Source organism: Streptomyces sp. QH1-20 (assembly GCF_041283565.1).
GTDB classification, from domain to species: Bacteria; Actinomycetota; Actinomycetes; order Streptomycetales; family Streptomycetaceae; genus Streptomyces; species Streptomyces syringius.
The window spans coordinates 4996762-5015888 of record NZ_CP166299.1; the positions used below are offsets into that span (position 1 = coordinate 4996762).

At 71.5% G+C, this 19127-nt stretch carries 19 protein-coding genes; 14 read left to right on the top strand and 5 right to left on the bottom strand.

The window, feature by feature from the left end:
- Positions 1 to 7 precede the first annotated feature (7 nt).
- The 4 genes from AB8O64_RS22775 (at position 8) to hutH (ending at position 5179) form a co-directional block, all read left to right on the top strand.
- Positions 8 to 1201 (top strand): adenylate/guanylate cyclase domain-containing protein, encoded by a 1194-nt coding sequence (locus AB8O64_RS22775; RefSeq protein WP_370421020.1) that lies wholly within the window; start codon positions 8 to 10, stop codon positions 1199 to 1201.
- 155 nt (positions 1202 to 1356) lie between these two features.
- Entirely contained in the window at positions 1357 to 2151 is a 795-nt protein-coding gene (locus AB8O64_RS22780; protein ID WP_370421021.1) for an enoyl-CoA hydratase/isomerase family protein, read from the top strand.
- Positions 2152 to 2349: 198 nt separating this feature from the next.
- Entirely contained in the window at positions 2350 to 3459 is a 1110-nt protein-coding gene (locus AB8O64_RS22785; protein WP_370423937.1) for a diguanylate cyclase domain-containing protein, read from the top strand.
- Positions 3460 to 3640: 181 nt separating this feature from the next.
- Positions 3641 to 5179, top strand: coding sequence for a histidine ammonia-lyase (gene hutH / locus AB8O64_RS22790; RefSeq protein ID WP_370423938.1), 1539 nt, complete (start codon positions 3641 to 3643; stop codon positions 5177 to 5179).
- A 141-nt stretch (positions 5180 to 5320) separates the two neighbouring features.
- Here hutH and AB8O64_RS22795 read toward each other — a convergent pair whose 3' ends face one another.
- Positions 5321 to 5641, bottom strand: coding sequence for an LPXTG cell wall anchor domain-containing protein (locus tag AB8O64_RS22795; RefSeq protein ID WP_370421022.1), 321 nt, complete (start codon positions 5639 to 5641; stop codon positions 5321 to 5323).
- 318 nt (positions 5642 to 5959) lie between these two features.
- Between AB8O64_RS22795 and AB8O64_RS22800 the strand changes: the two genes are divergently transcribed.
- The gene (locus AB8O64_RS22800) at positions 5960 to 7228 is read left to right on the top strand and encodes an Ig-like domain-containing protein (RefSeq protein ID WP_356450437.1); all 1269 of its coding nucleotides are present in this window, start codon (positions 5960 to 5962) and stop codon (positions 7226 to 7228) included.
- 983 nt (positions 7229 to 8211) lie between these two features.
- Here the strand turns inward: AB8O64_RS22800 and AB8O64_RS22805 are convergent.
- Complete coding sequence (locus AB8O64_RS22805; RefSeq protein ID WP_370421023.1) at positions 8212 to 8463, bottom strand: hypothetical protein; 252 nt, start codon at positions 8461 to 8463, stop codon at positions 8212 to 8214.
- A gap of 261 nt (positions 8464 to 8724) precedes the next feature.
- On the opposite strand from AB8O64_RS22805, the gene AB8O64_RS22810 reads away from it, so the two are divergent.
- Both AB8O64_RS22810 and AB8O64_RS22815 read left to right on the top strand, forming a co-directional pair.
- On the top strand, positions 8725 to 9288 hold the full coding sequence (locus AB8O64_RS22810) for a papain-like cysteine protease family protein (protein ID WP_370421025.1): 564 nt from the start codon (positions 8725 to 8727) through the stop codon (positions 9286 to 9288).
- Between the two features lie 10 nt (positions 9289 to 9298).
- Positions 9299 to 10192, top strand: a complete 894-nt coding sequence (locus AB8O64_RS22815; protein ID WP_370421027.1) for a hypothetical protein — start codon at positions 9299 to 9301, stop codon at positions 10190 to 10192.
- Between the two features lie 106 nt (positions 10193 to 10298).
- Here AB8O64_RS22815 and AB8O64_RS22820 read toward each other — a convergent pair whose 3' ends face one another.
- On the bottom strand, positions 10299 to 11249 hold the full coding sequence (locus tag AB8O64_RS22820; protein WP_370423939.1) for an NADP-dependent oxidoreductase: 951 nt from the start codon (positions 11247 to 11249) through the stop codon (positions 10299 to 10301).
- 131 nt (positions 11250 to 11380) lie between these two features.
- Between AB8O64_RS22820 and AB8O64_RS22825 the strand changes: the two genes are divergently transcribed.
- Positions 11381 to 11815, top strand: a complete 435-nt coding sequence (locus tag AB8O64_RS22825) for a winged helix-turn-helix transcriptional regulator (RefSeq protein WP_370421028.1) — start codon at positions 11381 to 11383, stop codon at positions 11813 to 11815.
- Positions 11816 to 11911: 96 nt separating this feature from the next.
- On the opposite strand, the gene AB8O64_RS22830 is transcribed toward AB8O64_RS22825, so the two are convergent.
- Positions 11912 to 12571 (bottom strand): NADPH-dependent F420 reductase, encoded by a 660-nt coding sequence (locus AB8O64_RS22830; protein ID WP_370421030.1) that lies wholly within the window; start codon positions 12569 to 12571, stop codon positions 11912 to 11914.
- Positions 12572 to 12656: 85 nt separating this feature from the next.
- Between AB8O64_RS22830 and AB8O64_RS22835 the strand changes: the two genes are divergently transcribed.
- From AB8O64_RS22835 to AB8O64_RS22845, 3 genes are all read left to right on the top strand, one after another.
- Positions 12657 to 13007 (top strand): helix-turn-helix domain-containing protein, encoded by a 351-nt coding sequence (locus AB8O64_RS22835; protein ID WP_130879603.1) that lies wholly within the window; start codon positions 12657 to 12659, stop codon positions 13005 to 13007.
- A gap of 161 nt (positions 13008 to 13168) precedes the next feature.
- Positions 13169 to 14158: a GNAT family N-acetyltransferase gene (locus AB8O64_RS22840; RefSeq protein ID WP_370421032.1), complete on the top strand. Its 990-nt coding sequence runs from the start codon at positions 13169 to 13171 to the stop codon at positions 14156 to 14158.
- An 88-nt stretch (positions 14159 to 14246) separates the two neighbouring features.
- Positions 14247 to 15521: a DUF2786 domain-containing protein gene (locus AB8O64_RS22845; protein WP_370421033.1), complete on the top strand. Its 1275-nt coding sequence runs from the start codon at positions 14247 to 14249 to the stop codon at positions 15519 to 15521.
- A gap of 13 nt (positions 15522 to 15534) precedes the next feature.
- Here the strand turns inward: AB8O64_RS22845 and AB8O64_RS22850 are convergent, their stop codons facing one another.
- On the bottom strand, positions 15535 to 16437 hold the full coding sequence (locus AB8O64_RS22850) for a phosphorothioated DNA-binding restriction endonuclease (RefSeq protein ID WP_370421035.1): 903 nt from the start codon (positions 16435 to 16437) through the stop codon (positions 15535 to 15537).
- Positions 16438 to 16488: 51 nt separating this feature from the next.
- Between AB8O64_RS22850 and AB8O64_RS22855 the strand changes: the two genes are divergently transcribed.
- From AB8O64_RS22855 to AB8O64_RS22865, 3 genes are all read left to right on the top strand, one after another.
- Positions 16489 to 17001, top strand: coding sequence for a hypothetical protein (locus tag AB8O64_RS22855; protein ID WP_370421037.1), 513 nt, complete (start codon positions 16489 to 16491; stop codon positions 16999 to 17001).
- 87 nt (positions 17002 to 17088) lie between these two features.
- Positions 17089 to 17493 carry a hypothetical protein gene (locus tag AB8O64_RS22860; RefSeq protein WP_370421039.1) on the top strand — a complete coding sequence of 135 codons (405 nt, stop codon included), beginning with the start codon at positions 17089 to 17091 and terminating at the stop codon, positions 17491 to 17493.
- The gene (locus AB8O64_RS22865; protein WP_370421040.1) at positions 17490 to 19100 is read left to right on the top strand and encodes a tetratricopeptide repeat protein; all 1611 of its coding nucleotides are present in this window, start codon (positions 17490 to 17492) and stop codon (positions 19098 to 19100) included. The genes AB8O64_RS22860 and AB8O64_RS22865 overlap by 4 nt, the downstream gene beginning before the upstream one ends.
- Positions 19101 to 19127 lie beyond the last annotated feature (27 nt).

Below are 19127 nucleotides of genomic sequence, written 5' to 3' on the forward strand. Positions count from 1 at the left end.
GCGGGCGGTGACCGCCGACGATGGGGGCACCTCCCGTGCCGTCAGGGCTACGGGGGAGGACAGCAGTGGTGCGCGCGGGGCCGACGCGTCGGCCGGCCGGTCGGACCGGGACGCCTCGCACAAGGACGCACCGCACCGGGGCGTGGAGGGGGACGCCGCCGACGAGGGCGGGGACCCCATCGCGCTCCGGCTGGAAGCGCTGATCCTCGGCGCCGAGCGCCGCTACACCCCCTTCCAGGCCGCGCGGGCGGCCGGTGTGTCCATGGATCTGGCCTCCCGCTTCTGGCGCGCCATGGGCTTCGCCGACATCGGCCAGGCCAAGGCCCTGACCGAGGCGGACGTCCTCGCGCTGCGCCGGCTGGCGGGCCTGGTCGAGGCGGGCCTGCTGAGCGAGCCCATGGCGGTCCAGGTCGCCCGGTCCACCGGGCAGACCACGGCACGGCTCGCCGACTGGCAGATCGACTCCTTCCTGGAGGGTCTGACGGAGCCGCAGGAGCCGGGCATGACCCGCACGGAGATCACCTATCCGCTGGTCGAGCTGTTGCTGCCGGAGCTGGAGGAGTTCCTCATCTACGTCTGGCGGCGCCAGCTGGCCGCCGCCACCGGCCGTGTCGTCCAGGCCCAGGACGACGCGGAGATGGTCGACCGGCGGCTCGCGGTCGGCTTCGCGGACCTGGTGGGCTTCACCCGCCTGACGCGCCGTCTGGAGGAGGAGGAGCTGGGCGAGCTGGTCGAGGCCTTCGAGACGACCGCCGCCGACCTGGTCGCGGCGCACGGCGGCCGGCTGATCAAGACCCTCGGAGACGAGGTGCTCTACGCGGCGGACGACGCCGGCACCGCCGCCGAGATCGGGCTGCGGCTGATCGAAACCCTGACCCATGACGAGACGATGCCCGAGCTGCGGGTCGGCATCGCCCTGGGGACGGTCACGACCCGGATGGGCGACGTCTTCGGCACGACGGTGAACCTGGCGTCCCGGCTGACGTCGATAGCGCCGAAGGACGCGGTGCTGGTGGACGGCGCCTTCGCGGAGGAGCTCGCGCGCAACGGCGACGCCCCGAAGTCGGAGGCGGAGGCCGCGGCGTCGGCGTCCCCGGAGGAGGTGGAGAAGTACCGCTTCGCCCTCCAGCCGATGTGGCAACGCCCGGTCCGAGGCCTGGGAGTGGTCGAACCCTGGCTGCTCACGCGCAGGGGCAACTGAATCAAGCCCGCCCGCAAACCAAGCCTGCCCGGCGATTGAGGGCATCTTTGACGGGTCCGCAAAATCAAGCCCGTCCGGCGATTGAGGACACCCCCCACCGATGCGATGATCCAACGCGACAGGTTCACGGTCGTTAACCCCGCGGAGGTCATCACATGAGTGAGCAACGCTTCGGCGAATGGGTCGCCGTCATCAAACACGGCCACGTCGCCGAGCTCGCCCTGGACCGGCCCAAGGCCATGAACGCCGTCTCGACGGAGATGGGCCGCCGGATCGCGGAGGCCACCACCGCCCTCGCCGCCGACCCGGACGTCCGGGTCGTCGTCCTCACCTCCACCCACGAGCGGGCCTTCTGTGTCGGCGCGGACCTCAAGGAGCGCAATTCCTTCTCCGACGCCGACCTGGGGCGCCAGCGCCCGCACGCCCGTGCCGCCTACACCGGCGTCCTGGAGCTGCCCGTACCGGCCATCGCGGCCGTGCACGGCTTCGCCCTCGGGGGCGGCTTCGAGCTGGCGCTGTCCTGCGATGTGATCGTGGCGGACCGTACGGCCGTGGTGGGCCTGCCCGAGGTGTCCGTGGGGGTGATCCCCGGCGGCGGCGGGACGCAGCTGCTGCCGCGCCGGGTGGGTGCCGCCCGCGCCGCCGAGCTGATCTTCTCCGCGCGGCGCGTGCCGGCCGAGGAGGCGCGGGAGTTGGGCCTGGTGGACCAGCTCGTCCCCGAGGGCCAGGACCGCACGGAGGCGCTGGCGCTCGCGCACCGGATGGCCGCCAACTCGCCCGTGGGGCTGCGGGCCGCGAAGCGGGCGCTGCGGCTCGGGCACGGGCTGGACCTGCGGGCGGGGCTGGAGGTCGAGGACGCGGCATGGCGGTCCGTGGCCTTCTCCGGTGACCGGGCCGAGGGCGTGGCCGCGTTCAACGAGAAGCGGACGCCGAACTGGCCGGGCGAGTAGTAAGCCCTTAGCCCGGCTCATCAGCGTCGACGTCGGAGATATCCGATGGCTTCGCGGCTAAGCGGAATGGGCAGAACGGGTCCACAATTCTTACGCTGGAGTGCGAGGCTGCACACGGCGACGGATTGTGAGGCTCGGGTGGCAGGTGACGGGGAGTGCGACGGCCGGCTGCGCGCCGTGGTGGAACTGGCGCAGGCGATGGCGGCGGCGCGCACCCCGCTGGAAACCGTCGACGCCGCGGCCGAGGGCGCGCGGCGTGCCCTGGAGGGCACGTTCGCGGCCGTCTCCGCGTGGGAGCGGGCCCGCGGGCGGCTGCGGGTGCTGGTGAACGCCGGTGAGCGGGCCGAGGGCGAGGAGCGGTTCCCGGTCGACGAGTCCTACCCCGTGCACGACTTCCCGGAGATCGCGGAGTTCCTGCACGACGAATGGGTGGGCGGCGGCGAGCCGCACGCCTGGGTGGAGACCGCCGAGGCCCCGGAAGAGGCGGCCGGCGGCTTCGGTACGTACGGTCCCGGACGGGCGCACGGCCTGCGGCGGCGGGGGCGCGGCAGCTGTGTCGTCGCCCCGATCGTGCTGCACGGGCGGGCGTGGGGCGAGCTGTATGTGGCACGCCCGCCGGGCGTGCCCGCGTTCGACCGCGCGGACGCCGATTTCGCGACCGTCCTGGCCGCCGTGGCGGCGGCGGGGATCGCGCAGACCGAACGGCTGGAGGAGGTCCGCAAGCTCGCCTTCACCGATCCCCTGACCGGTCTCGCCAACCGCCGGGCGGTCGACGCGCGGCTCGACGAGGCCGTGGAGCGGCACCTGGCGGACGGTGTGGTCGTCAGCCTGGTGGTGTGCGATCTGAACGGGCTGAAACGGGTCAACGACACGCTGGGCCACGCGGTGGGCGACCGGCTGCTGGAACGGTTCGGCTCGGTGCTGTCGCTGTGCGGGGCGAAGCTTCCGGGGGCGCTGGCGGCGCGGCTCGGCGGTGACGAGTTCTGTCTTCTGACGGTGGGCCACCCGGCGGACGACGTGGTGCGGGTGGCCGAGGAACTGTGCCGCCGGGCGGCGGAGTTGGAGTTCGGCGAGGGGGTGGCCTGCGGGATCGCCTCGACGGGCGACCCGATCGGGGACGTGCGCTCCGCCCGCCGCCTCTTCCGTCTCGCGGACGCGGCCCAGTACCGCGCGAAGGCGGCCCGCGAGCTGAAACCGGTCGTCGCGGGCCGCGAGGGCGGCCCTGAGGACCCGGTCGTCCGCCTCGCCGACCGCCCGCCCGCGCCCCCGCAGGCCGAGCGCCGCCGCTTCCGGGGCCGCAGACCGTGACGGGGCTGCCACCAGCGCCGGAGTGCCGCGTGGGCGCCGGGCATGCCGGAGCCACCGCCTGGCGTTGTTACGGAGTGGAGGCGTCAGGGCACGCAAACGCCCTCGTCGGGGCCCCGGCGAGGGATTGGCCGAGACCTAGTGACAGTAAGCGATTCAGTCTCTAGGGTGCCTGAATATGGATATGCACACTGTGGTGGTGGGGACGGCCGGGACGACCGCGGAGGACGTGATCGCCGTGGCGCGCGACGGCGCCCGGGTCGTCGTATCGGACGAGGCGATCGAGGCCGTCGCCGCGGCGCGGCAGATCATCGACGATCTGGCCGCCAAGCCCGACCCCGTCTACGGCGTCTCCACCGGCTTCGGTGCCCTCGCCGTCCGTCACATCAGCCCCGACCTGCGCGCCCAGCTCCAGCGCAACATCGTGCGCTCGCACGCCGCCGGCATGGGCCCGCGCGTGGAGCGCGAGGTCGTCCGGGCGCTGATGTTCCTGCGGCTGAAGACCCTGGCCTCCGGCCATACGGGCGTCCGCCCCCTCGTTGTCCAGACCATGGCCGCGATCCTCAACGCCGGCATCACCCCGGTCGTCCACGAATACGGCTCCCTCGGCTGTTCCGGTGACCTCGCGCCGCTCTCCCACTGTGCGCTCACCCTCATGGGTGAGGGTGACGCCGAGGGCCCCGACGGGGTGCTGCGCCCGGCCGCCGAGCTCCTCGCCGCGCACGGCATCGAGCCGGTCGAGCTGCGGGAGAAGGAGGGCCTCGCGCTCCTCAACGGCACCGACGGCATGCTCGGCATGCTGGTCATGGCCTGCGCGGACCTCGCCCGCCTGGTCACCTCCGCCGACATCACCGCCGCGCTCTCGCTGGAGGCCCTGCTCGGTTCCGAGAAGGTCCTCGCCCCCGAGCTGCACGCCATCCGCCCGCACCCCGGCCAGGGCTCCAGCGCCGACAACATGCTCCGTGTGCTGGCCGGTTCGGGGCTGACCGGGCACCACCAGGACGACGCGCCGCGCGTCCAGGACGCGTACTCGATCCGCTGTGCCCCGCAGGTCGCGGGCGCGGGCCGGGACACCCTCGCGCACGCCCGGCTGGTCGCCGACCGCGAGCTGGCCGCCGCCGTCGACAACCCCGTGGTGCTGCCCGACGGCCGCGTGGAGTCCAACGGCAACTTCCACGGCGCCCCCGTCGCGTACGTCCTGGACTTCCTCGCCATCGCCGCCGCCGACCTCGGCTCCATCGCCGAGCGCCGCACGGACCGGCTGCTGGACAAGAACCGCTCGCACGGCCTGCCGCCGTTCCTGGCGGGCGACCCGGGCGTCGACTCGGGCCTGATGATCGCCCAGTACACGCAGGCCGCCCTGGTCAGCGAGATGAAGCGGCTGGCCGTCCCCGCCTCCGCGGACTCGATCCCCTCCTCCGCGATGCAGGAGGACCACGTCTCCATGGGCTGGTCCGCGGCACGCAAGCTGCGTACGGCCGTTGACGCCCTGTCCAAGATCGTCGCCGTCGAGCTGGTCGCCGCGACCCGCGCGATCGAGCTGCGCGAGGGCCTGGAGCCCGCGCCCGCCACGCGGGCGGTGCTGCGCGCCGTGCGCGCGGCGGGGGTCGAGGGCCCGGGAGAGGACCGTTTCCTCGCGCCCGACCTGGCGGCGGCCGACGCGTTCGTCCGTGCGGGGAAGCTCGTCGAGGCGGCGGAGACGGTGACGGGCCCGCTGGCCTAGCGCGCCCCCAGCGACCTGCGGCTTTACCTTTGCTTGACCCGGCCCTGCCGGGGTGAGGGGCCCCCGGCCCCCGCCCGGCAGGGCCTTTCGACTCTTTCGCCCCGGAGGTGTTCCGCGGTCGAATGGAGATGTCGAACGAAGCTACCGAACCGCCTGGCGCGATCTGCGTACGGCGACGGTGACCAGGGCGCCACCCGCGCCGACGAAGGCGATACCGCCGACGACGTACGGGGTGGTGTCGAAGCCGCCCGTCTTCGCGAGGGCGAGCTGTTCGCCACCGGCGACGGTGCCGGAGGCGGATGAACCGGTGGAGTGCCGGGGCGCCGACGCGGCGCGGTCCTGCGGGGCCGCGGAAGCGTGGGTGGAACGTTCTGCCGTCGCATTGGCGGTCGGTACGAACCACACCGCACACAGCAGCGAACCGGCGGCGACGGCGGTCAGCAGCGGTCGGCGTGCGGTCACGGGATGATCCCCCTTGAAGTGACGAAGAGTTGGGGGTCGTGGATCTTGTGTGAATCCCGACTGACCCGATGTTAGTGATACAGATGGATCCGGGGGAAGTCGTGGCCCCCACCGACCTGTCCGCGTGGACACCGTCCGGATCGGCCTCACCGGTTTCCCCGTTGGGCGCCGGAGGGTCTTTACTGGCGTGGTTCCGCGTGGTCTTGCCCACACTTTCCCGAGGTGTGGAACGGACGAAACGGTGCAGGCGTTCCTTAAGCAGTAGCCGGGATACGTGTTGCCCCACGATTCGGCTCGGGATTTCGGGGTCCAGGAGCAATGGAGAAGCGTGTGATGACGTACGGCAAGCGCCGCAAGAGCCTGGTGGCCGCGGCCGCCGTGCTCGGCGGTGTACTGACTCTCGCCGCGTGCGGCGGAGGCGACGACGACGCCAAGAGCGGCGGCTCCGGCAAGTCGCAGAACCAGGTCGACGCCGCTGCTGCCAAGGACGCGTCCAAGGCGCAGATCAAGATCACGCCGAAGGGCGGGACCACCAACGCCGGCATCACCGGCGATGCGACCCAGGTCACCGTCAGTGACGGCGAGCTCACGAGCGTCAAGATGACGACCGAAAAGGGCACCCCGGTCGAGGGTTCAATATCGCCGGACAAGAAGTCGTGGAAGCCCGCGAAGCAGCTCGAGCGGTCGACCAAGTACAAGGTCGTCGCGGAGGCCAAGGACTCCGAGGGCCGCAAGGCGACCGAGCACTCCTCCTTCTCCACCGTCTCGCCGGCCAACAGCTTCATCGGCTCCTTCACGCCGGAGGACGGCTCGACCGTCGGCGCCGGCATGCCCGTGTCGATCAACTTCGACAAGCCGATCAAGGACCGCAAGGCCGTCCAGTCGGCCATCACGGTCAACTCCACCAGCGGCCAGAAGGTCGTCGGTCACTGGTTCGGTGACCAGCGGATCGACTTCCGCCCGCAGGAGTACTGGAAGGCCAACTCCGACGTCACCCTGAAGCTGGACCTCGACGGGGTGGAGGGCGCGCCGGGCATCAAGGGCGTGCAGAAGAAGACGGTCAAGTTCAAGATCGGCCACGCCCAGGTCTCCACGGTCGACGTCAAGACCCACCAGATGACGGTGGTCCGCGACGGCAAGACCATCAAGACCATCCCGATCTCCGCGGGCAGCCCCGAGAACCCGACGTACAACGGCAAGATGGTGATCTCCGAGAAGTTCAAGGAGACCCGGATGGACGGCTCGACCGTCGGCTTCACCAAGGGCGACGGCAAGGGCGAGTACGACATCAAGGACGTGCCGCACGCGATGCGCCTGTCCACGTCGGGCACGTTCATCCACGGCAACTACTGGGGCAGCGGCATCTTCGGCTCGGTGAACACCAGCCACGGCTGCATCGGTCTCGCGGACAAGCAGGGCGCCGACGACCCGTCGACGTCGGGCGCGTGGTTCTTCGAGAACTCGCAGCTGGGTGACGTCGTCGAGGTCAAGAACTCGAACGACAAGAAGATCGCTCCGGACAACGGCCTCAACGGCTGGAACATGGACTGGAACGCGTGGGTCGCGGGCAGCGCGACGGGCGCGTGATCCTGAGCCTGTAGCACCTATAGCACAGAAGGGGCCCTTCCGGCGGAACATCGCCGGGAGGGCCTTTTCGTGCGCTACGGGGCGGGTAATCGGGCGGCTTCGTACGGTGAACGAAGCGGCCCCCCGTCGGCGGGTGCAACCAGCGAGGGAGCCTGTCGCTGCCGCAGGGCGCGGATCGGGAAGAGGTCCTTCACCCTGGCAAAGCGTCAACTGGTCGTCGAAGGCCATGTGTTCGAGTGGAAGTCGCAGGGTGAAGGCGGCCAGTGATCGACGACGCGTACGGTGTCGAACGTATGCCTTTGGCGTGCGCGGCACCGAGGGCGGCGGACATGCGGGAATGCCGGGGTGAGCACACGCAGCCCCGCCTGTTCACCCCGGTAGCGGGTGAGCGCCTGTGCCCGGCATGCCGCCGCGTGTACTCACGGTCGTGCAGAACCGCCAGGCGCTTTCGCGTTGATCACCTGTCATTCTTGCCCTTCCTCCCGGGGGCAACGGCCTCTCCACGGGGTATGCAGTGACAGGCCGGCGTAGCTGCACACTCTGTGAACAGAGCCGTAACCATCTGAGAGCCAGCCTCTGCCTCGGACGCATCTGACGTTCAGCAGGGAGATGTCCACGTGGCCGACCTTCGGCTAGCCGTCATGGACGATGGTCCCGTAGGAACGGGTCATACAGGTCCAGTTGACGGGGTTGGGTTCGCAGTCCCTCAGGACAGCGGTACTCGTGCGGTTCGGCGTCGGACACGAATAGCTCACCTTGCCTGACGCCACTACCTCCCACGCCCCGGGGCCGGGGTAGTACCGCAGAAGGTCCGTTTCCGTCCGGCAGGTCTCCGGCGTAGTGGGCTTGCAGATGCTCATGCAACCGACGCCGGTGACCGTGGTTCCGCTGTGGTTGGGCTTGACCGCGTTGATATCGCAGGTGATCCGGTGGTCGGGCCGGAGATCTCCCGCCTCGACTGAACCCGACCCGTACGGCCCGGCTCACTGTTCGTCCTTCAGCAGCCTTTTCTTGGCCAACGGGTACGCGAGGAGGTATCCCGCGGCCGCACAGGCGGCGGTGCCCGCGGCCCACCAGAGAGTGGATCGTGGGGCGGGCTGCGCGAAGAAGCGCATCAGGGAAGCGGTGACGAGGCCCGCTAAGGCAGCCGCGAGCAGGCACGACATCAGATAGGCGCGCCGGGTCCTGACGCTGCTCGGAAGAAACTGGGGAAGAAACTCGGCCAGCACCATCACGTGAACCACTCCTCTTCCTGCCGGTGCCTCGGTAGGGCCGCTGCCGGGGATGGCTTCGGCCCGGCACCGGGCGTTCCGGAAACGACAAGATCCTCGACCGGGCCGCCCAGTGCGCTACCCGAGTTGCACGATTACCCGACGAATAATCAGTAAGGGTTAAATCCCCGCATGACCCCTATATGACTTTGGCACGATGCGCTGTCATATCCGTGCCAGATCGCCCCACTCGTCTCGTCGCACCCATCATGGGAAGGCAGGAACATGGGCAGATTCAGGTACGGAACCTCGGCGTCGGCCATCGTGCTGGCCGCCTCGGGATTGCTCGCGGTCGCGGGAGGAACGGCTCACGCGGAAGCGGCTCAGGACACCATCACCATGCTGAAGCAGGAGAAGTCCCAGTGGTGCTGGGTCGCCTCCGGGCTGACCATCGCCAAGTACCAGGGCTACGGCTCCACGCAGACGGACTTCTGCAGCCGGGCCCAGCCCTACTACGGCTGCAACAACCAGCCCGCCACGCTCGACGACATGGCCAGGGGCTGGGGCAGCCTCGGCCTGGCCCACACCGGCTCGGGGCTGAACAGCGCGGCCACGTTCAACCAGGTGTACACCGACGTCAAGGCGGCCCGGCCGATCGGGGCCCGCATCGGGTGGACGTCCGGCGGGGGCCACATGAACGTGGTCTACGGCTTCGACACGTCGAACAACACCATCGCCGTGGCCGACCCGTGGCCGGACACCGCCACGTACACGTGGTGGAACTACAACGACTACGTGAGCAACAGCTCGTCCAAGTGGACCCACTCCCGCATCGGCATCTCCCGCTAAGGCAGGCGACATGCGCGACACCAGCGGTACCAGAACGTCCAGCAAGCGGGCGGGCTCTCGCTCCTCCCGCCTGTCCATCGTCCTCGCACTGAGCGCATCCGCACTGCTGTCCGTCGTCGGCCCGGCCCACGCGGCCCCGGCCAAGGACCCGCTCCCGGCGGACATCCCGGACTACCAGGCCGCCCTCGACGCGGTGAAGTCCCCGGCCGTCCGCAACGCCGTCTGTCGTTTTCTGCGCACTCCGGTGCCCAGTGGCGTCGGCGGGCCGGTGCAGGCGATCCCCGAGACGGCCGAGCCGTGCCAGGGCCTCCCGGCCTTCACGATCAAGGACCCGTTGGCGCTGAACGAGATCACCCCCGGGTTCGTCGCGGGCACGTCCCAGCCGCTGCCCACCGAGGCGGTCAAGCTGACGCAACTGGTCTCCTCGCTGAGCGCCACCGTCAACGGCCGCAACGCCACCGTCATGCTCGCCCCCACCCAGGGCGGCGGCTGGCACCTGGCGGCCGTGCGCGACGGTGACACCGACGCCTCGTACGCCGCCAAGGCCACCGTGGGCACGCTGGTCTTCACCGAGCCGCAGATCCGCGGCTGGTACCAGCTCAAGCTCACCACCGTCGAGCCGCTCAACGAGCAGGCCCGGCAGGGGCTGGGCGGCCAGGCGTCGGTGTCGCTCAGCGACTACCAGAAGCTGGTCAAGGCCCGCTACGCCGACAAGCAGGCCGGCTCGGAGTACGACACCAAGGGGTACTCCAGCGGCTACAGCCCCCAGCACAAGGAGGACGACGCCTCCTTCTCCGCCCCGCTCCTCGCCGGTGGTTCCGGCGCGGCGCTCGCCCTCGTGGGCGGGGCCGCCGCGCTCCGCCGAAGCCGACGCCGACGCCTGCGCGACGCAAGCACCGGCTGAGCCCGACCCCGTACGGCCCCCGCTCCGCCCCGGCAGCCGGCTTGGGCGGAGCAGGGGCCGTGCCCGGCCGGTCATGCCGGGCAGCTCGCCGGCCACCCGTTCGGCGTCACCTGCCCGCTTTCCCGGGATCCCCGCCCGGAGGAACGAGAACGATCTTTCCCTTTACCCGCCCGCTTTCGATCAGACGGTGAGCCTCGGCCACCTCCGTCAGCGGCAGGCTGCGTTCGACGTGCACCCGGAGCCGTCCCTGCTCGATGAGGGCGTTGAGCTTCTCCAACGAGGCATAGTCGGGCTCGACGCCGAGGGCGGCGAAGCGCACCCCTCGCTCCGCCAGGCCCGGGACGGCCGCCGCGCGGGTGGCGCTCACCAGGATCCCGCCGGGGCGCAGCACCTCCACCGCGCGCGCCGCGTCGTCACCTGCGACCAAGTCGAAGAGCACGTCGACGTCCCGTACCGCCGTGGCGACGTCCGTCGTGGTGTAGTCGACGACGTCGTCCGCGCCGAAACCACGCACGAACGCGTGTTTCTCCGCCCGCGCGGTGCCGATGACGTACGCCCCGAGCGCCTTGGCGATCTGTACGGCCAGGTGGCCCGTCCCGCCGGCCGCCCCGAGGATCAGCACCCGCTGCCCGCTCGACACCCGGGCCGTGTCCCCCAGGCCCTGCCAGGCGGTGAGCGCCGCCATCGGCAGCGCCGCGGCCTCGGCGTGTGTGAGGGCGGCGGGTTTGCGGGCCAGATGGCGGGGTGGGGCGGTGACGTACTCGGCGTAGCCGCCGCCGCGCCACGGGAAGTGCACCATCCCGTACACCGTGTCGCCCGGCGCGAAGCGGGTGACGCCGGGCGTCACCGCCTCGACCACCCCCGACACGTCCCAGCCGGGAACGAACGGCAGGCTTGCCCAAGGGACTGTGCCCGCCCGGAACTTCGCGTCCACCGGGTTCACGCCGGCTGCTTGGACCCGCACCAGCACCTCGGTGGCCACCGGCTCCGGACGCTCCACCTCCGCCACGCGCAGCTCCTCGGGACCACCGAAGGCAAGCTGACGGACGGCGCGCATGAGCACACCCATGACGTACCCCTCTTACTGATCGTCCAGCTGATCTCTCACGGTCGCCGCGCGGCACACACCAGCCTGCGCCAGGCACTGACTCTTGAGAAGAAGGCACCCTCCTGATATCCAGGTTCCCTATGGATACCTGCGATGACCTGCGGCAATACGGTGGTGCCGACGCCTACTTCCAGGCCTGTCCGTCCCGCCCGGTGCTGTCACTGCTCACCAGCAAATGGGCCCTGCTCACCGTGGGTGCCCTGCAACAGGGGCCGCTGCGCTTCAACGCGCTGCGCCGCAGCCTGGATGGCGTCACGCAAAAGATGCTCACGCAGGCACTGCGCACCCTGGAGCGCGACGGCCTGGTCACCCGCACCGTCTACCCGACGATCCCGCCCAAGGTCGTATACGAACTCACCGAGCTCGGTCACAGCCTCACCGGCCTGCTGACGGCGATTCAGGGCTGGTCCGAGGAACACCAGCACGAGGTACTCGCCGCCCGCCGGAGCTATGACCGGCGGGCGGCAGTCGAGGTGGAGCCGGTGCGACAGGCCGACGCCCCGGACACTGCCTAGGCCGGGGGTCCGGGGGCGGCCAGTGCTGCGGCGGTCTGTGTGGTGATGGGTGCGCAGGCGCGCTGGTGCGTGATCAGGCGCCGGGAGAAGGGGGTCTCACACGCTCTCGGCCCCCGGGCCTGTCGCATAGGCCAAGGGCGGCGCGATCGCCCGCGCGTCCGCCTGCTCCTCCACCCACAGCCCGATGAACAGCGCCGCGGTCGCCTCCAGCAGTCCGGCGCGTTCCAATCCGCCCCCGGCCACCGGCGCACAGCCCACGTCCCGCACCAGTTCGTACACCGACGCGACTGCCGTCTCGTCGTCCCCGCAGACCGGGACCATGAGGGGCTGACCGTCGAAGACCGGTGGGGTCATGCGCCACACGTCCTCGTGGCAGAGGTTGAACGCCTTGATGACCCGCGCACCCGGTGCCGCCACGGCAAGGCGGGCCGCCGCCGAGGGGCCGTCTTCCGTCAGCAGCCTGAAGCCGGGGCCGACCGGATTGGCACAGTCGAGCAGGACCTTCCCGCTCAGCGTCGCCTGTACCTCCCTGACGACGTCCGCCCCGGCGCCATAGGGCAGCGCGACCAGCACCACCTCGCCGAAGTCCGCCGCCGCGTGCAGACTCCCGTGCCCCGCGCCGCCGCCGATGCGCGTCGCGAGCCGCTGGGCCTTCCGCTCGTCCCGGCCTCCGACGAACACCTCGTGCCCGGCCCGCACCCAGTGCGTGGCCAGTGCGTCCGCCATGTTCCCCGTGCCCAGCACGCCGATCTTCATTGATCCCGCCCCTCTCCTCGCTTGTTGCCACCGCTTCCCGGGCGACATGGCGACACTAGGAAAACCGTCAGGCACCATTCGGTACGTGACGACCGACGCCTACCTCGCCGACTGCCGCGCCCGCCTCGCTTTCGACCTGCTTTCCAACACCTGGAACCCCGTGCTGATCTGGGTCCTGCGGGACGGTCCCAGGCGCCCCGGCGAACTTCGCGAGCGCATCGGCGGCATCAGCCCCAAGGTCCTGACCGAGACGCTGCGGCGGCTGGAGTTCAACGGTCTGGTGGAACGGCATGCCCATGCCGAAGCGCCGCCCCGCGTCGAGTACGAACTCACCGCATTGGGACGCACGTTGCTCGGGCCGATCGACGCGTTCGGTGCCTGGGCCTTCGAGCACGGTGATGAGGTCATGGCCGCGCAGGACCGGAACGGCGGGTGACTCCGCCGGGCCCCGGAACGGGGGGCGTGGCCGTGCTGGAGGCCCTGCGCAAGGCCGGGGACGACCAGGTGAATTGACCCGTTCGATCAGAGACGCCCGGAACCTCCCGTTGATCGGAAAACCCGACGACAGCACAGACCACAGCCCGTACCGTGCGGAGGATGACTGACCTGCTGCGGCTGACCGCGAGCCCGACCGAGGCCGAGATCGACGCGTGGCACGCCGTCGTCACCGACGCGCACGCGCGCGACCTGCCCGCCGCGGTGCCCGCGCCCGACCGGGTGGAGACGGCGGGCGCGCTGCGCGTACCGGCCGCGAGCAGCCGGTATGTGCGGCTGGCCGTGCCCATGCCGGACGGCGACGGATACGCCGGCGTCGCCTCGCTGCGGCTGTTCGACGACGAGGAGAACCGGGCGACGGCCTGGATCGACCGGCTCGTCGTACGGCCGGAACAGCGGCGGCGCGGGATCGGTGCGAGATTGTGGCGGGAGTTGCGGGAGGTGCTCGCCGAGGAGAAGCGGACCTCCGTGAGCCTGGAGATCGAACTCGGCGGGGAAGGCGAACAGTTCGCGGTCGCGCACGGCGCCACCTGCGCGCTGCCGCTCGTCATGTACGTGCTGCGCATCACCGAGGAGACCGCCGAGCCGCCGCGGCTCCCCGACGGCTATCGGTTCGTGCACTGGAACGGCGTCGTGCCCGACGAGCACGCCGAGCCGTTCGCGGTCGCGCACGGCGCCATGGCCGACAGCCCCATGGGTGACGTGGACGAGAAGCCGTTCCAGTGGGACGCCGACCGCATCCGTGCCGCGCAGAACGCCGTCGTCGAGCGCGGCGGGGTGATGCTCACGGTCGTCGCGGTCGCGCCCGACGGGACGCACGCGGGCTATTCGGAGCTGGTGCAGCGCGCGCCCGGTGACGTACGGGCCCTGCAGTACGACACCGCCGTGGCCCCCGCCTACCGGGGGCTCGGGCTCGGGCGGGCGGTCAAGCTGCGGATGCTGGAGCTGCTGGCCGAGGAGGGGCTGCCGGTGCGTGAGATCGCCACCACCGTCGCCGACGACAACGGCCCGATGCGGGCCGTGAACAAGCTGCTCGGCTACCGCCCCGAGCGGTCGATCGGGATCTACCAGGTGCGACTGCCGTCCGCGTAGGCCTGCACGGCGGAGGCATGGGCCCGTCCACGGAGGCGTGCGGGAAAATGGGGTGTACAGCCCAGACACCCCGAGGGAAGAGAGTTCCGTGGCCAAGCGCGACAAGCGGCAGCGGGAGCTGCCGGAGGAGGCCCGGCTGCGGGAGGCCGTGGAGGAGGCCCTGCGCGGCCTGCGCGCCCAGGCACCGGAGGACCTCGACGACGCGCTGTACGCCGCCGCCTCGGCGCTGAGCGCCGCCCCGGCCGGCTGGGAGGCCGTGAGCCGGTCCGTGCTGCGGGTCGCCGGGGCGACCGTACGGCGTGCCTGGGAGTACGGCTGGCAGCCCGCCGACGTCCTGCGGCTCGTGCGGCGGGAGCTGACCGCCGCCGAGGTGCGGTTCGCGGTGGACGCCATCGCGGCCGAGGCGCGGCGGTACGCGCCGGACACGATCGGCGCGCGCTGGGCCGCGCAGCTGGCGGACGCGGATGCCCGCGTGTGGTGGGAGGCGGACGACGCCTTCCTGAAGGGCTTCGCGGGGCGCGAGCGGCTGAGCCGGTTCGAGACGACGGCGTGCGCGCTCGGGACACTGCGGCTGATCGGCACGCTGCCGAAGATCGGAGCAGCCGGCCCGTTGCCGGGTGCCGTGCACGGGACGGGCACCGCGCACGCGACGGCTGTGGGGCGCGCGGAAGCCCGGACCGGCGCCATCGCGCCCCGGATGCTCGCCCGGGTCCGGGCCCTGCTGGCCAAGGCGGAGTCCACGGAGTTCGCCGAGGAGGCCGAGGCGCTGTCGGCGAAGGCCCAGGAGCTCATGGCGCAGCACTCCATCGACGAGGCGCTGGTCGCCGCCCACTCCACGGAACCGGTCGACGGGCCCACTGCCTGCCGGATCGGCGTCGAGGGGCCGTACGAGTCCGCGAAGGCGCTGCTCCTGGACGCGGTCGCCGCCGCCAACCACTGCCGGGCGGTGTGGTCGAGCGACTACGACTTCTCCACGGTCGTCGGTTTCGAGGCCGACCTGGAGCTGGTGGAGCTGATGTACACCTCGCTGCTGGTGCAGGCCACCGCCGCGATGCGCCGGGCCGGCGACGCCCACCACGCCCGCTCCCGCCGCACCCGCGACTTCCGTCAGTCCTTCCTCATCGCCTACGCGGCCCGCATCCGCGACCGGCTGTCGGACGCGGCGCGCGACGTCGCGGCGGAGGCCGAGCGGGAGGACCGGGAGGTGCTGCCGGTGCTGGCGGCGCGCGAGGTGGCGGTCGGCGAGACCGCCGAGCGGCTCTTCCCGACGACGACGGCGCACCGCCTCAAGGGACGCGACGCGGAGGGGTGGGCGCGCGGCGAGGAGGCGGCGGACGCGGCGGTGCTGAGGGGTAGGAAGTAGTGCGCGGGCGGCGTCAGGCTGCCAGGCGGGGTTCGCCACGGAAGACCTGGCGGGTGTGCCAGGCTATGTGCTCCGGGTCTACCGGATCGCTGCCCGGCTGGGGTCCCATGAGCGGTTGACCGGACAGGTCGTGGACCTGTCCGCGCGCGGCGCGACCGTGGCCGACGAACTCCTGGGAGACCATGATCCGGCGCTGTTCGCTCAAACCCAGCACCCCTTGGTCGAACAGCTTGTGGTGGAGCGAGCAGAGGCAGAGGCCGTTGGCCAGGTGATCCGGCCCGTCGAACGCCCACCACCGCACGTGCGCGGCCTCCAGCCCGACCGGAGTGTGCCCGATCGACCCGCTGAAGCCGCAGAAGGCGCAACGGTATTCGTAGGCCACGAGCACCTTGGCGCGCAGTTCGGCGTTACGGCGCCGGGTCTCCTTGGCGGCCTCGCCGAGGAGTACGACCGTTCCGTCGGCCGTCTCGAGGTCGAGCCCGACGGCGGCGGTGATGTCCGGGTGCAGGGACGGCGGGAAGTGGCTGTCCAGGAGCAGGTGCGCGAGGCGTCCGAGCAGGGCGGGCTCCGACGACAGAGCCGCTCGCAGGCCGGGCGCCAGCCGCCCCGCCGCACCGCTCGACCGGAGCTTGCCCACGGCGGCCCCAGGGCTTCCGGAGCCCGTGTCGGTACGGACCTCCCAGACGCCGTCACTCGTCAGGTGGTGGAACGGATACGCCGCGCTCGTCTTCCGGTTGGGCCCGAAGTCCTCCAGCAGCCGGGCCAGATCGCCCTCCACGGACGTGAAACGGAGAGCGGCGTCGGCGTCCTGCTGAAACCGCCCCAGCGCATACAGCATCAACAACGGCTTGTGCGGAGCACGCACCCCGTTCTGCGACCACTGCCGCAGATTCCTCACCCGCTCCATCCAGTCCATCCCGTGGACTGTAGTCATGGCGCACGACGTCCGCCCCGCTAGGGTCTGCGCATGAGCGCCGTCATAGCCGCCATGCTCACCGCCGTGGTGGGGGTGCTGGGCACCCTCTTCGCACCGCTGGTCACCCATCGGGTGACCGCGCGGCAGCGTGCCGAGGAAGCGCGGGCGGAGGAGTCGCGGCGGCGCTTCGAGGAGCGCCGGGCCGCGTACACGGCGATGAACCGGGCGACGGGGCAGTTCCACACCCTCCTCAAGGACGCCCTGCACCGCATCCGGGACGGTGTCTACACCGACCAGGAGCGCGCGCAGCTCGAAGAGGCCCGGCTCGATCACCGCGATCGTTATGCCGAGGCGCAAATGATCGTTCCGGAGGCGGTGTTGGACGCGTCCCGCCATCTGAACAAGGTCCTCTCCGCGAGCGACGCCGCCGTGAAGCGGATCGACCGGGGGCGGGCCCGTGACGGCGAGGACACCCGGCAGGTCCTGCTCGACCTCAAGGAGGCGGAACCCCGGCTGTCCGCCATGCGGCGTCTCATGCGTGAGGACCTGGGCGTCATGGACTGACGGCGTATCGGGCTGCCGTTCGGCTTGCTCCACGGGTAAGTTGAGCCGCCTGGGACTCCGCGCGGGCGGAACGGGGGAGGTCGCGTCATGGACGCTCTGCTGGTGGCCGGTCAGGTAGCGCCGTACGTCACGGCGGCGGTCGGTGCGTACGGGACGGCCGTGGTGACGCGTGTGAATGATGCCGGAGCCGACGCGACCGTGTCGCTCGGGCAGCGGATCCTGCAGCGCGTCTGGCGGCGGGAGGAGAGCCGCGAGGACATCGAGGGCGCGGTCGACGCGCTCGCCGCCGCGCCCGAGGACGAGGATCTCCAGGCCCTGCTGCGGGCGCAGCTCAAGCGGGCGTTGCTGGCGGACCCCGAACTCACCGCCGAACTGGCGCGGTTGCTGCCGCCCGCCGGGCCGGCGTTCACCGCCTCCGGTGCCGGCGCCGTCGCCGTGCAGCACAACTCCGGCATCATCAGCACCGGAAGCGACGCCACCATCCAGCGATGACGAGCCAGCATCAGATGCCGGCGGAGGCGTCCGGGCCCGGCGCGGTGGCCGTCGGCAGCAACCAGGGCATCATCAGCACCGGCGACGCGGCCACGATCCTGCACCTTCCGGCCCAGGCGCTCAGAGCACCCGCCGACGTGCCGGCGCCGCCCGGATTGAACAATCTGCCCGCACCGCGCAGCGCCGTCTTCGTCGGCCGCGACGAGGACCTGGCACGGCTCGGCGCCGCGATGGACGGCGGGGGAGCCCCGACCGTCGTGCACGGTCTCGGCGGCATGGGCAAGAGCACGCTCGCCCTGCACTACGCCCATCGCCACCGCGACCGCTACAACCCCGTCTGGTGGGTGCCCGCCGAAACCCCCGACGGCATCGCCCTCGCGCTCACCTCCCTCGCCGCGCACCTCGACCCGTACGCGGGCCTCACCGCTTCGGCGAGTGCCGAAGGAGCCGCGTGGGCCACCGCATGGCTCCAGTCGCACGAGGGCTGGCTGCTCGTCCTCGACAACGCCGAGACCTCCGACGATCTGGCCCCGCTGATCGGCCCCCTCACGACGGGGCAGCATCTGATCACCAGCCGGCGCGCCACCGGCTGGCACCACCTCGCCCAGCCCCTGGGCCTGCGCACCCTGGACCCCGACGCCTCGACGGATCTGCTCATGCGCATCATCGGCGAGCCGGGCGAGCCCGACGACGGTCCCGCCTTGGCGGAGCTGGCAGCCGAACTCGGCCACCTCCCCCTCGCGCTGACCCAGGCCGCCGCGTACATCCAGCACACCGCCATCACCCCGGCCTCGTACCTGGCGCGGCTGCGCCGCCATCCGGCACGGATGTTCGCCGCGTCCGCCACGGACAACCACGAGCGCACCATCGCCCGTGTCTGGCAGCTGACCTTGCAGGCCATCGCCGCCCGGACCCCGCTCGCGGTCGATATCCTGCGGACCTTCGCCTGGCTCGGCCCCGACGACGTGCCGCGCGAGTCGGCCGAGGCCCTCGACGACGATCCGATCGCCGTCGACGAGGCCCTGGCGCTGCTGCACGCGTACAGCATGATCACGCTCACCCCTCGGACCTTCACCGTCCACCGCCTCGTCCAGGCCGTGGCCCGCACCGCCGACCCCGCGGACCCCCACCGCGCCGAGGGGACGATCGAGGAGGCCCGCCGCCGGGCGATCGGTCTGCTCGTCGCGGCGCTCCCGGGGGACCCGCTGTTCAACGTGGCCGGCCGACCGCGCTGGCGGGCACTGCTCCCGCACGTCGAAGCCCTCGCCGACCATGTCCCGCCCGCGCGGGACGACGAGGAGACCGCTGCCATCTGGCTCCTGACCTCGGCGTTCCTGCAGAGCGAAGTCCGACTCGACCGGGCCGTCGACTTCGCCGAGCGTTCCATGGCGGCCTCACAGCGGCTGTACGGCCCGGACGCCCCGCACACGCTCAGCTCGCGCAGCATCCTCGCCAGCGCGTACCGCGAGGCCGGCGACCTGGCGAGGGCCGTCCCGCTGCTCGTGCACGTCCTGACCGCCCGAGAACGCCTCCTGGGCCCCACCCACCCCCATACGTCCCTGGCCCACGAACTCCTGACCAACGCCCGCAGGGACGCGGCGCAGTAGTGCTGCCGTCGCCCCGGACGCCGGCGC

What these genes read in the sequence shown, in the direction of transcription:
- AB8O64_RS22830 (WP_370421030.1), bottom strand. Translation starts at nt 12,571, where the DNA reads ATGAAGATCGGCGTGCTGGGCACGGGGAACATGGCGGACGCACTGGCC.
- AB8O64_RS22850 (WP_370421035.1), bottom strand. Translation starts at nt 16,437, where the DNA reads ATGGACTGGATGGAGCGGGTGAGGAATCTGCGGCAGTGGTCGCAGAAC.
- AB8O64_RS22810 (WP_370421025.1), top strand. Translation starts at nt 8,725, where the DNA reads ATGGGCAGATTCAGGTACGGAACCTCGGCGTCGGCCATCGTGCTGGCC.
- AB8O64_RS22865 (WP_370421040.1), top strand. Translation starts at nt 17,490, where the DNA reads ATGACGAGCCAGCATCAGATGCCGGCGGAGGCGTCCGGGCCCGGCGCG.
- AB8O64_RS22860 (WP_370421039.1), top strand. Translation starts at nt 17,089, where the DNA reads ATGGACGCTCTGCTGGTGGCCGGTCAGGTAGCGCCGTACGTCACGGCG.
- AB8O64_RS22780 (WP_370421021.1), top strand. Translation starts at nt 1,357, where the DNA reads ATGAGTGAGCAACGCTTCGGCGAATGGGTCGCCGTCATCAAACACGGC.
- AB8O64_RS22855 (WP_370421037.1), top strand. Translation starts at nt 16,489, where the DNA reads ATGAGCGCCGTCATAGCCGCCATGCTCACCGCCGTGGTGGGGGTGCTG.
- AB8O64_RS22800 (WP_356450437.1), top strand. Translation starts at nt 5,960, where the DNA reads ATGGAGAAGCGTGTGATGACGTACGGCAAGCGCCGCAAGAGCCTGGTG.
- AB8O64_RS22815 (WP_370421027.1), top strand. Translation starts at nt 9,299, where the DNA reads ATGCGCGACACCAGCGGTACCAGAACGTCCAGCAAGCGGGCGGGCTCT.
- AB8O64_RS22820 (WP_370423939.1), bottom strand. Translation starts at nt 11,249, where the DNA reads ATGCGCGCCGTCCGTCAGCTTGCCTTCGGTGGTCCCGAGGAGCTGCGC.
- AB8O64_RS22840 (WP_370421032.1), top strand. Translation starts at nt 13,169, where the DNA reads ATGACTGACCTGCTGCGGCTGACCGCGAGCCCGACCGAGGCCGAGATC.
- hutH (WP_370423938.1), top strand. Translation starts at nt 3,641, where the DNA reads ATGCACACTGTGGTGGTGGGGACGGCCGGGACGACCGCGGAGGACGTG.
- AB8O64_RS22825 (WP_370421028.1), top strand. Translation starts at nt 11,381, where the DNA reads ATGGATACCTGCGATGACCTGCGGCAATACGGTGGTGCCGACGCCTAC.
- AB8O64_RS22785 (WP_370423937.1), top strand. Translation starts at nt 2,350, where the DNA reads ATGGCGGCGGCGCGCACCCCGCTGGAAACCGTCGACGCCGCGGCCGAG.